The organism is Pseudomonas sp. S3_B11 (assembly GCF_054667715.1).
On record NZ_CP162749.1, the window covers coordinates 3,969,786 to 3,980,190 of the forward strand.

A 10,405-nucleotide genomic window follows, 5' to 3' on the forward strand; every position below is an offset into this window, starting at 1 on the left:
GCCGGCCTTGCCCGGTTTACCCGCGAGATTCACAAGGCGCTGCCTGTTTCAAATGAGCCACGAAGTTGCACGGCCGATGCCGCACATCCAGTTGTTCGCCCAGGATGCCATCCCATCCGGTACGCACCGCGTTGGTCGAACCCGGCAGGCAACACACCAGCGTGCCATTGGCCAGGCCTGCCAGCGCGCGGGACTGCACGGTGGAAGTGCCGATGTCGGCCACGGATATCTGTCGGAACAACTCGCCAAAGCCATCGACCTGCTTGTCCAGCAGGCACGTGACGGCTTCCGGCGTACTGTCACGCCCCGTGAAACCGGTGCCGCCGGTGATCAGCACCACCTGCACCACGTCCTCGGCAATCCAGGTCGCGACTTGCGCCCGGATCTTGTACAAATCATCTTTGAGCAGGACCCGCTCCGCCAGGTTGTGGCCGGCCGCTGTGAGCCGATCGACGAAGAGCTGCCCGGACGTATCGGTTTCCAGGGTACGGGTATCACTGACAGTCAGTACCGCGATATTGAGCGGCACGAAAGGTACATCAGCCTTGGCTTTCATAGGCTCGTCCAGTTGTGAAGGAAACAGCCCGGTGTTATATCACAGCGCTTCATTTTTTCGCCCGTGCGGAGACACGCCATGACCTCGAATACGTCACTGCCACCCTGCTCCATCCTGCTCTTGGCGGGCGGGCGCGGACAACGCATGGGCGGCCAGGACAAAGGCCTGGTGCCGTGGCAGGGCGAACCGCTGATTGCCCATCTGCATCGCCAGACCCGGGCCATGAGCGATGACCTGATCATCTCCTGCAACCGCAACCCGCAACATTATGCGATGTATGCCGATCAGTTGGTGCATGACGAGGAAGACGACTTTCCCGGGCCACTGGCAGGTATCCGGGCAGGCCTCAAGGCTGCGAAGCATCCGTATTTGCTGGTGCTGCCGTGCGACGTACCGCAAATCGACTCGAGCCTGCTCGACAATATGCGCAAGACGGCCAGCCAGCACCCCGACAAGCCGCTGATGGTGCGGCACGGCGAGCATTGGGAGCCGCTGTTGTGTGTCATCCCGTTGTCCCTGGCATCAAGCTTCGAACAAGCCTGGCGCGAAGGCGAACGCAGCCCCGGTCGTATCATGCGCGCACTGCACGCGGTTGCATTGCAATGCCCTGCCGACGATCCGCGGCTGGCAAATCTGAACACCCCGGAACTGCTGGCCCAACACAAAGGCGTGTCAGATTGACACTAGCCAGGAACTTGCGCGCAATGTATACGTCTGAAGGTCAGTAACTTGAAGAATCCATTTCGGAGAAACACCATGACACAACGGACCCTCGCCACGTTCATGCTCGCTCTGGGCCTCGCCACCCTTGCCGGGTGCGCTTCGCCAACAGTGATCACCTTGAATGACGGTCGCGAAATCCAGGCCGTCGATACCCCACATTACGATGAAGAAAGCGGCTTCTACGAATTCGAGCAACTGGATGGCAAGCAGACTCGCGTGAACAAGGATCAGGTTCGTACCGTTAAGGATTTGTAATCTGTAACGCTGCTGCCCTAAGTCGCTAGAAAAAACGGCGCTTCCTGAAGAGGGGAGCGCCGTTTTTTTTGGGCTTGGTTTTGGGTGTATATCCGTTTTTTTGGTAACGGATATACACACCATACCCCGAACAAAAAACTACCATCGCAACACAATATCACTCTCGAACACCCGGTCCTGACCAGTAACCGGATCAACAAAACGCAACCCTTGAGCCAGCAGCTTCAAAGGATTCGAGTAATCATCCTCAACATCCCGAAGCACATCAGGATAAAACGGATCATTGCAGATCCCCGCCCCAAGGGCATTCATGTGAACCCGCAACTGATGCTTCTTACCCGTAACCGGATACAAGCCATAGCGCCACAACTCGCCGTTCCTTTCCAGCACTTCGATGGCCGTTTCGGTATTGGGCTCGCCGGGCCCTTCCTGCATTCGGAAGAACGGTTCGCCATCGATCATCCGGCTTTTATGCACCCGCGGAAAGGTCAGCCCAGGCAATGCGCGGGCAATGGCCTGGTAGCGTTTTTCGATCTGCCGCGTCGGGAATAACGACTGATACGCCGAGCGGGTGTTCGGGTTGGCCGAAAACAACACCAGCCCCGCCGTGTGCCGGTCGATGCGGTGCAGGGGCACCAGATGAGGATTGTCCAGCCGCCGGATCAGCCGTCGCAACAAGGTTTGCTCGACGTATTCGCCCGCCGGGGTGACAGGCAGAAAATGCGGTTTGTCTGCCACCACCAGGTGCTCGTCGGCATACAGGATCGACTCCACCACCGGGATCGGCTTCTCATCGGGCACTTCACGGAAATAGTGGATGCGCAGGCCTTCACGGTACGGCAAGTCGACCTGGATGGCCTTGCCCTCCCCGTCCAATACCCGGCCCCGAGCGATCCGGTCCAGCCACTGCTCGCGACTGATGGTGCTGAAATGCTCGCACAGGCACTCCAGCACCGTCTGCCAGGAACCGGGCGGCAGGTACAGCGTACTGGCCTGATGATGAGCGGCGGAAAACGATGAACCGGACATTGAAAACTCTTAGGCATTGTTGCGAGGCGGTATTATCCGACAGTCGCACAGGCCAGCCCAGCAATGATTGCTCACGCGGTGACTGACGTCGATTTTGCCGCCGCTTCGGTGAACTCTTTCAACCAGCGCAGCACTTCCACCGCCTCCCAGCGACCTGGATCGTACAGCGCGTACAACAGGCCCTGGTAACCCACCACATCCAATTGTTTGTGATAGCCGGCACGCTGGAACAACGCTTCGATCTCGGCGAAACAGGTGTTGAAATGCAGTTTGTTGAAGGGGGTCTTGCCTTCGGTGACCAAGCCATCCAGGCGCAGCTCCAGGACTGCCTCGCGCACAACGTCCGCGGACATCCTGTTCACGCTGCTTTTCAGTTGTTCGACATTGACCAAGGGGATGCACTCCAGATAACTGTATAAGCATACAGTAACCGAAGAATGCGACTTTCGCCAATGGCCTCGCGTGAAGGCAAGCCAGGAAATGGGTCAACGCAGAAATTCAGCCACCCGGCCGGAGTCATCGAAAGGCCACTCCAGCTCCGCCCCGGTATCGATCCTGCGCAGGACCGGGATGCGTAACTCATAGGCTTCGAACCAGGCCTCGTTCTCGGCGATGTCCACCAGTTCCACCAACAATCCATGTTCGACGAAAGGCATCAACACCCCTTCGGCAACTTCGCATAGATGACACCCCAGGGTGCCGAACAACTGGCATTCAGGAAGCATGGCGGTAGACCCAAAAAAGATAGACGGTCATTCTAGGCCCGACCCGGGAAACCGTCGAGTCGCTGGCTCGCTTCAAGGTGTTTCGGTAAAACGCTGATGCAAATCACTGAGCGCCAATGCTTTTCCAGCGACGCTTGTCGCATTTCCCCCTCTACGCTGTGCGTTGTAGCCTTGAAACGGAGTTCCCCTTGTTTGCCAACCTGCTGATCATCCTTGCCTCGTCCCTGGTGGTCATCGCCTTGTTCAGGCGGCTGCGCCTGCCACCCGTGCTGGGTTATCTCTGCGTCGGGCTGGCGGTCGGGCCTACCGCGCTGGACTGGGTCAACGACAGCGAAGAACTGCCTGACCTGGCCGAGCTCGGGGTGGTGTTCCTGCTGTTCTCGTTGGGGCTGGAGTTTTCCCTGTCGAAAATGCTCGAACTGCGTCGGGTCGTGTTCGGTCTCGGCAGCCTGCAGGTGCTGTGCTCGGGGGCGGTCCTGGCGGGATTGCTGGCGTTGGCCGGCGCGCCTGTGATCGTCGCGTTGTTGCTCGGCGCAGGACTGGCCTTGTCCTCCACTGCCATCGTCAGCAAGGAATTGACCAGCCTGGGAGAGATCTTCAGCAGCCACGGCCAGAACGCCATCGGCGTGTTGTTGTTCCAGGACGTTGTCGCGGTGCTGTTGTTGACCCTGGTGCCGGTATTCGCCGGCAGCAGCGACCACCCGTGGTACTGGGCGCTGCCCTTGACCCTGGGCAAGACCCTGGTTCTGTTCGGCGGCCTGCTGCTGGCCAGCCGGCTGCTGTTGCCCCGGCTGTTCCATGAGGTAGCGGCGTCCCGGTCCGCAGAACTGTTCGTGCTACTGGCCCTGGTGATCGTGTTGCTGACGGCATGGCTGACCCACCTGCTCGGCTTGTCGCCGGCCCTGGGCGCTTTCCTGGCGGGCATGCTGCTGGGGGAAAGCCACTACCGGCACCAGATCGAAGCCGACATTCGTCCGTTCCGCGACATCCTGCTGGGGCTGTTCTTCGTCAGCATCGGCATGCTGATCGACCTGCAGCTGTTCCTAGATGACGGCTTGTTGATCCTGGGGTTGACCCTCGGCTTGATGCTCATCAAGGGCCTTGTGGTCGCCGTCCTGGTGAAATGGCGCGGCAGCGACGTTGAAACCGCTTGGCGCAGTGGCCTGGCGCTGGCCCAGGGCGGTGAATTCTGCTTTGCCCTGATGGCCCTGATGCAGCAGAACCGCCTCATGCCCGCTGACATCAGCGGCCTGCTGCTGGCCGCGACATTCTGCTCGATGCTACTGACCCCGCTGTTGCTGCGCGCCGCGCCACACATCGCCGCGCGCCTGCATCGCAAACCCAACGAAGAGGCGCAACTGGACCAGATCAGCGCACTCAATGCCGGCTTGTCCGGCCATGTGGTCATTTGCGGCTATGGGCGCGTCGGTCAATCCATCGGACGGTTCCTGCGTCGCGAAGGCCAGGCGTTCGTCGCCCTGGATGACGACCCTGTGATCATCCAGGAAGCCACCGTCGGGGAAAACTGCGTGCATTATGGGGATTCGCGACGAGGAGACCTGCTGGCGGCCGTTGGCTTGAGCCGCGCCAGGTTGCTGGTGATCGCAGTGGACAAGACCGACATCGCCATCGCCGTGCTCAAGGCGGCCCGACAGGTCAACCACCAGGTACCGATCCTGGTGCGCACCCGTGACGACAGCCAACTGGCCGAGCTGCAGGCTGCCGGGGCCAGCGAAGTGGTCCCGGAGTTGCTGGAGTCGAGCCTGATGCTGGCCTCCCACGCCCTGATCATGCTCGGCCTGCCGGAGCAGCAGGTCCGGCATCATGTGGATCAGGTTCGTCATGACCGCTATCGCCTGCTCCACGGCTTTTATCCCGGCAACCAGGACAAGGAGCCATAGTGCGACGCTCAGTCCTGGCTGACCGCGCCGATCTTGTGAATCGACAGGTCGGCGCCGTAATACTCTTCTTCCTGGGTCAGGCGCAGCCCCAGCACGGCCTTGATCACGCCATAGACCGCAAACCCGCCGGCCAGAGCGACGACAATTCCCAGCGCCGTGCCGATCAATTGGCTGACCAGGCTGACCCCACCCAGGCCGCCCAGGGCGCTCTGGCCAAAGACGCCACAAGCGATGCCGCCCCAGACCCCGCACAGCCCATGCAGCGGCCAGACGCCGAGCACATCGTCGATCTTCCACTTGCCCTGGGCCGCGGTGAAGCACCAGACAAACAAGGCACCGGCAATGGCCCCCGTGACCAGCGCACCGACCGGGTGCATCAGGTCGGAACCGGCGCAGACCGCCACCAAACCGGCCAGCGGGCCGTTGTGCAGGAAGCCCGGGTCATTGCGTCCGACAATCAATGCCGCCACGGTACCGCCCACCATGGCCATCAACGAATTGACTGCCACCAGCCCGCTCACCCCGGGCAAGGTCTGGGCACTCATCACGTTGAAACCGAACCAGCCGACAATCAGGATCCACGAACCCAGGGCCAGGAATGGAATGCTCGAAGGCGCAAACGCCACCAGGCGGCCATCCCGGTAGCGGCCGTTACGCGGGCCGAGCAAGAGCACGGCAGCCAAGGCCAGCCAGCCGCCCATGGCATGCACCACCACGGAGCCGGCGAAGTCATGGAAGCTGGCGCCGAACCGGGCTTGCAGCCAGGCCTGCAAGCCAAAATTGCCGTTCCAGACCATGCCTTCGAAAAACGGATAGACAAACGCCACGATCAGCACCGTGGCGCACAACTGCGGTACGAACCGGGCACGCTCGGCAATACCGCCGGAAATGATGGCCGGGATCGCGGCGGCAAAGGTCAGCAGGAAGAAGAACTTCACCAGGCTATAGCCATGATCGGTGCTGAGCACCGCCGCCGGTTGCAGGAAGGTCACACCGTAGGCAATCCAATAGCCTATAAAGAAATAGGCCAGGGTCGAGACCGCGAAATCGCTGAGGATTTTCGACAGCGCATTGACCTGGTTCTTTTGCCGGACCGTTCCCACTTCAAGAAACGCAAAGCCGGCATGCATGGCCAGGACCATGACTGCGCCAAGCATGATGAACAGCGTGTTGGAGCTGTGGACCAGACCGTCCACGGCACTTTGCATATTTTCCATGGTATTGGCAGACCTGAAAAAGTTGAAAAAAGCACCAAACCGGTTCGCTTGCCTTGCGAACGCACCAAGTTGAAACGACCCATTGGCCAGACGCAGGCCGGTGAACCGCTTTGGTGCGCAAGAATGGTCAAAACGAAATCCCGCTTGGAGGTGCTTCGCGGGTTTTGATTATTTGGGTTAAGGTTTTCGGGCTTTCGCCCAGCTTCAGCGCACTGGCGCAGGCTGATGCACCAGTACATGGCAAAAGCCTGAGCAAAAGTTGTACCAGTCACTTGTACTGAACCTTCCAGCAAGGCTCATACTCGAACGTTTCAGACGTCACTTACGGAGATTCACTGATGGCCAGAACCCAGGCAAAGACTGCTCAAGAAACCCTGATGGAAGATTTCCAGACGCTGGTCAGCGACACGGAACGGTTGCTCGATCACACCGCGACGCTGGCAGGCGATCAAGCCGATGCACTGCGCAGCCAGATTCACGAAACCCTCCTGCGCGCCCGCGAAACGCTCAAGCTCACGGAAGACTCCATGCGCGAACGCGGCCAGGCTGCGGTGGTCGCCACCGAGGAATACGTACAGGCCAACCCTTGGCAATCCGTGGGCATTGCGGCAGGCGTTGGCTTTCTGATTGGTCTGCTGGCGACACGGCGCTGATGATGGGTATCGACGAATCCGGCTCGTCCGAAGCGGGCACAAAACCTACAGCACGCCGCCTGGGTGCGGCGTTCCTTGGCTTGCTGCATAGCCACGTCGAATTGTTCGGCATGGAGTTGCAGGAACAGAAGGCACGCACCGTCAGCCTCCTGCTGTTCGCCGGCCTTGCGCTGGTGTTCGGCCTGCTGCTGTTGGTCGGGCTTTCGGCGCTGGTACTGATCCTGGTATGGGACACCTATCGTCTGGCCGGCATTATCGGCCTGTGCCTGTTTTATCTGCTGGCGGCGCTGTTCTGCGGGCTTCGGCTCAAGGCAGCGATCTATGACGAGTCCTCTCCTTTCCATGCCACCCTCGAAGAACTGGCCAATGACCGGGAGCGCCTGTTGCCATGAGCCTGCCTGATATTCCTCAAGCCCGGACACGACAGGAAATGCGCAAGGCGCTGGTGCGTTTGCGCATGGAAATGCATCGCCAGGAAATCCGCCAGGAAACGCGCCAGTTGCTGCTGCCCTTGCAACGGGCACGCGGCTTGACGCAAAGCTGGCACGAAGGCTTCGGCATCAAGCACGCGCCACTGTGGGGCGTGGCGGCGGTGTCCCTGCTCGGTTTCATCACCGGCAAACGGACCCGCAATGGCGGTGGCGGTGGCTTGACTGGCCTGATCCGCCTGGCAACGACATTGCTGCCGTTGGTCAAGCTGGCCAAGGACTTGCGCAAGCCCTGAGGACGACATCCGTGGCGAGGAGCTTGCTCCCGCTGGACTGAAGCAGGCCTATTTCCGTGAGTGCTTCGCACTCAAGCGGGAGCAAGCTCCCTCGCCACAGGGTTATGTATCCGGTCTGTGCACGCCCATAGGCCTTGCAGGGCAGCCCACGAACCGGGAAGCTAGGACACCGACATCATCAAACGGAGCAACCGGCCTTGGATTGGCACACCCTGCTGACTCGCGAACGCCTCGGAAAACCGCTGCACAGTCCGCAAGAGCTGGGCCGCAGTCCTTTCCACAAGGACCACGATCGCATCATCTTTTCCGGCGCCTTCCGCCGCCTCGGACGCAAGACACAAGTGCATCCGGTCTCCAGCAACGACCACATCCATACGCGCCTGACCCATTCCCTCGAAGTCAGCTGCGTCGGGCGTTCCCTGGGCATGCGCGTGGGAGAAACCATCCGCAATGCCCTGCCTGACTGGTGCGAGCCAAGCGACCTGGGCATGGTGGTGCAATCGGCCTGCCTGGCCCACGACATTGGCAACCCGCCGTTCGGTCACTCCGGCGAGGATGCTATCCGCTATTGGTTCCAGCAGGCCGCCGGCCGTGGGTGGCTCGATGCAATGAGCGAAGCCGAGCGCAACGACTTCCTCAACTTCGAAGGCAACGCCCAAGGATTCCGCGTCCTCACTCAACTTGAATACCATCAGTTCGACGGCGGAACGCGGCTGACCTATGCCACCCTCGGCACCTATTTGAAATACCCCTGGACTGCCCGCCACGCGGACTCGCTGGGCTACAAGAAGCACAAGTTCGGTTGCTACCAGAGCGAATTACCGCTGTTGGAGCAGATTGCCCACAAGCTCGGCTTGCCACAGATCGAGGATCAACGCTGGGCACGGCATCCCTTGGTGTACCTGATGGAAGCCGCCGATGACATCTGCTACGCGCTGATCGACCTGGAAGACGGCGTGGAGATGGATCTCCTGGAATACCCCCAGGTGGAATCGCTGCTCCTGGACCTGGTGGGCGACGATCTTCCGGACACCTACCGGCAGCTGGGGCCGTTGGACTCGCGGCGACGCAAACTGGCGATCCTGCGGGGCAAGGCCATCGAACACCTGACCAACGCCGCCGCCCGGGCTTTTGTCGAACAGCAGCAAGCATTGCTTGCCGGCACGTTGCCGGGGGATCTGGTGGAGCATATGCACGGCCCGGCAAAACGCTGCGTGTTGAATGCCAAGGACATGGCGCGCCGGAAAATTTTCCAGGACAAGCGCAAGACCCTGCACGAAATCGGCGCCTACACCACGCTGGAAATCCTGCTCAACGGATTTTGCGGAGCGGCCCTTGAACAGCACGGGGGCCGCACGCCTTCGTTCAAGAATCGCCGCATTCTCGACCTGCTGGGGAACAACGCGCCGGACCCCAATGGCCCTTTGCATAGCGCTTTCCTGCGAATGATCGATTTCATCGCCGGGATGACTGACAGCTACGCCAGCGAAATGGCCCAGGAGATGACCGGCCGCACGCGCCAATAAAAGGCGTGGATCGACGGTGTGCTGCACCTGGTACAAAACCTGTGGGAGCGAGCTTGCTCGCGATGGAAGTGGATCTGTGCACATCAATGCAGGATGTGCCACCGTCATCGCGAGCAAGCTCGCTCCCACAGGGATTGGCGGTGAATGTGAATTTTGTAGCGCTGCGCCACAAGGAGTTTGAAGTAGATAAATAACTATATGGTTTACAAAAAATCTCGATTAAAACGCTTCTTTTGTTTGCACAAACAACACTATCAAAGAAATACCCCTTCACACACAGCCAACTCTTCCCCCTCCTGTTGCCACCCGCCTACTAAAAAACCGATTACATCGTAATACGTTGCCTCTTTTTTTGTAGGAAACTTCTGAAATTGAAGTTGCATGCCCGTCTCTTCGTACGACCCTGGTTGCAAGTGGGCTAAGGTGCGCGCTTTATTCAAGTTCGCAGGGTAATTTATTCATGAACTCCGTTTTCATTGTCGACGATCATCCGGTCATCCGCCTCGCTGTTCGCATGCTTCTGGAGCATGAAGGCTATAAGGTCGTAGGTGAAACTGACAACGGCGTCGATGCGATGCAAATGGTGCGCGAATGCATGCCAGACCTGGTTATCCTGGACATCAGCATCCCCAAACTCGACGGGCTGGAAATCCTCTCGCGCTTCAACGCCATGACCACTCCACTCAAGACGCTGGTGCTCACGGCCCAGTCGCCGACACTTTTCGGCATTCGATGCATGCAGTCGGGTGCCTCTGGTTACGTTTGTAAACAGGAAGACCTCAGCGAACTTGTCAGCGCAATCAAAGCAGTATTGTCCGGCTATAACTATTTTCCCAGCCAGGCGCTGAATCCGGTACGCCCGGATGATCCACGCAGTATCGAGCTGGACCTTTTCAAAAGTGTCAATGATCGAGAACTGATGGTGCTGCAACTTTTTGCCCAGGGCCGTACCAACAAGGAAATAGCCAAGGGAATGTTTCTAAGCAATAAGACCGTCAGTACTTATAAGAAGCGGCTGATGCAGAAGCTCAAGGTCAAGTCCTTGGTCGATCTGATTGAAATGGCGAAGCGCAACGCGCTGGTGTGAGAAAAACAG

Annotated in this window: 14 protein-coding genes; 8 read left to right on the top strand and 6 right to left on the bottom strand. The window is 59.4% G+C overall.

Translation table 11 applies throughout. The annotated features are described in order from the left end of the window. Positions 1 to 16: 16 nt before the first annotated feature. Complete coding sequence (gene moaB / locus AB4O22_RS17780) at positions 17 to 556, bottom strand: molybdenum cofactor biosynthesis protein B (RefSeq protein WP_003199458.1); 540 nt, start codon at positions 554 to 556, stop codon at positions 17 to 19. 78 nt (positions 557 to 634) lie between these two features. On the opposite strand from moaB, the gene mobA reads away from it, so the two are divergent. Next, positions 635 to 1,237, top strand: coding sequence for a molybdenum cofactor guanylyltransferase MobA (gene mobA, locus AB4O22_RS17785; protein ID WP_223473075.1), 603 nt, complete (start codon positions 635 to 637; stop codon positions 1,235 to 1,237). 75 nt (positions 1,238 to 1,312) lie between these two features. Beyond that, entirely contained in the window at positions 1,313 to 1,534 is a 222-nt protein-coding gene (locus AB4O22_RS17790) for a YgdI/YgdR family lipoprotein (protein ID WP_003199454.1), read from the top strand. A gap of 138 nt (positions 1,535 to 1,672) precedes the next feature. Here AB4O22_RS17790 and AB4O22_RS17795 read toward each other — a convergent pair whose 3' ends face one another. From AB4O22_RS17795 to AB4O22_RS17805, 3 genes are all read right to left on the bottom strand, one after another. Continuing rightward, on the bottom strand, positions 1,673 to 2,563 hold the full coding sequence (locus tag AB4O22_RS17795; RefSeq protein WP_460096860.1) for a pseudouridine synthase: 891 nt from the start codon (positions 2,561 to 2,563) through the stop codon (positions 1,673 to 1,675). A 71-nt stretch (positions 2,564 to 2,634) separates the two neighbouring features. Next, positions 2,635 to 2,955: a hypothetical protein gene (locus tag AB4O22_RS17800; protein WP_003199451.1), complete on the bottom strand. Its 321-nt coding sequence runs from the start codon at positions 2,953 to 2,955 to the stop codon at positions 2,635 to 2,637. Between the two features lie 93 nt (positions 2,956 to 3,048). After that, on the bottom strand, positions 3,049 to 3,288 hold the full coding sequence (locus AB4O22_RS17805; protein ID WP_003199449.1) for a glutaredoxin family protein: 240 nt from the start codon (positions 3,286 to 3,288) through the stop codon (positions 3,049 to 3,051). Between the two features lie 188 nt (positions 3,289 to 3,476). On the opposite strand from AB4O22_RS17805, the gene AB4O22_RS17810 reads away from it, so the two are divergent. After that, positions 3,477 to 5,189 carry a cation:proton antiporter gene (locus AB4O22_RS17810; protein WP_460096861.1) on the top strand — a complete coding sequence of 571 codons (1,713 nt, stop codon included), beginning with the start codon at positions 3,477 to 3,479 and terminating at the stop codon, positions 5,187 to 5,189. Between the two features lie 8 nt (positions 5,190 to 5,197). On the opposite strand, the gene AB4O22_RS17815 is transcribed toward AB4O22_RS17810, so the two are convergent. Continuing rightward, positions 5,198 to 6,406: an ammonium transporter gene (locus AB4O22_RS17815; protein ID WP_460096862.1), complete on the bottom strand. Its 1,209-nt coding sequence runs from the start codon at positions 6,404 to 6,406 to the stop codon at positions 5,198 to 5,200. A 338-nt stretch (positions 6,407 to 6,744) separates the two neighbouring features. Here AB4O22_RS17815 and AB4O22_RS17820 point away from each other — a divergent pair, with 338 nt between their 5' ends. The 4 genes from AB4O22_RS17820 to AB4O22_RS17835 all read left to right on the top strand — a co-directional run bounded on the left by AB4O22_RS17820 (position 6,745) and on the right by AB4O22_RS17835 (position 9,309). Continuing rightward, on the top strand, positions 6,745 to 7,059 hold the full coding sequence (locus AB4O22_RS17820; RefSeq protein WP_003199441.1) for an ElaB/YgaM/YqjD family protein: 315 nt from the start codon (positions 6,745 to 6,747) through the stop codon (positions 7,057 to 7,059). A gap of 2 nt (positions 7,060 to 7,061) precedes the next feature. Next, positions 7,062 to 7,451 (top strand): phage holin family protein, encoded by a 390-nt coding sequence (locus AB4O22_RS17825; RefSeq protein WP_223473076.1) that lies wholly within the window; start codon positions 7,062 to 7,064, stop codon positions 7,449 to 7,451. Continuing rightward, the gene (locus AB4O22_RS17830) at positions 7,448 to 7,783 is read left to right on the top strand and encodes a hypothetical protein (RefSeq protein WP_460096864.1); all 336 of its coding nucleotides are present in this window, start codon (positions 7,448 to 7,450) and stop codon (positions 7,781 to 7,783) included. Before AB4O22_RS17825 ends, AB4O22_RS17830 begins: the two co-directional genes overlap by 4 nt. Before the next feature lie 197 nt (positions 7,784 to 7,980). Continuing rightward, complete coding sequence (locus AB4O22_RS17835; RefSeq protein ID WP_223473077.1) at positions 7,981 to 9,309, top strand: deoxyguanosinetriphosphate triphosphohydrolase; 1,329 nt, start codon at positions 7,981 to 7,983, stop codon at positions 9,307 to 9,309. Positions 9,310 to 9,563: 254 nt separating this feature from the next. On the opposite strand, the gene AB4O22_RS17840 is transcribed toward AB4O22_RS17835, so the two are convergent. Then, the gene (locus tag AB4O22_RS17840; RefSeq protein WP_460096866.1) at positions 9,564 to 9,692 is read right to left on the bottom strand and encodes a hypothetical protein; all 129 of its coding nucleotides are present in this window, start codon (positions 9,690 to 9,692) and stop codon (positions 9,564 to 9,566) included. Positions 9,693 to 9,769: 77 nt separating this feature from the next. Between AB4O22_RS17840 and AB4O22_RS17845 the strand changes: the two genes are divergently transcribed. Beyond that, positions 9,770 to 10,396 carry a response regulator transcription factor gene (locus AB4O22_RS17845; RefSeq protein WP_003199430.1) on the top strand — a complete coding sequence of 209 codons (627 nt, stop codon included), beginning with the start codon at positions 9,770 to 9,772 and terminating at the stop codon, positions 10,394 to 10,396. Positions 10,397 to 10,405 lie beyond the last annotated feature (9 nt).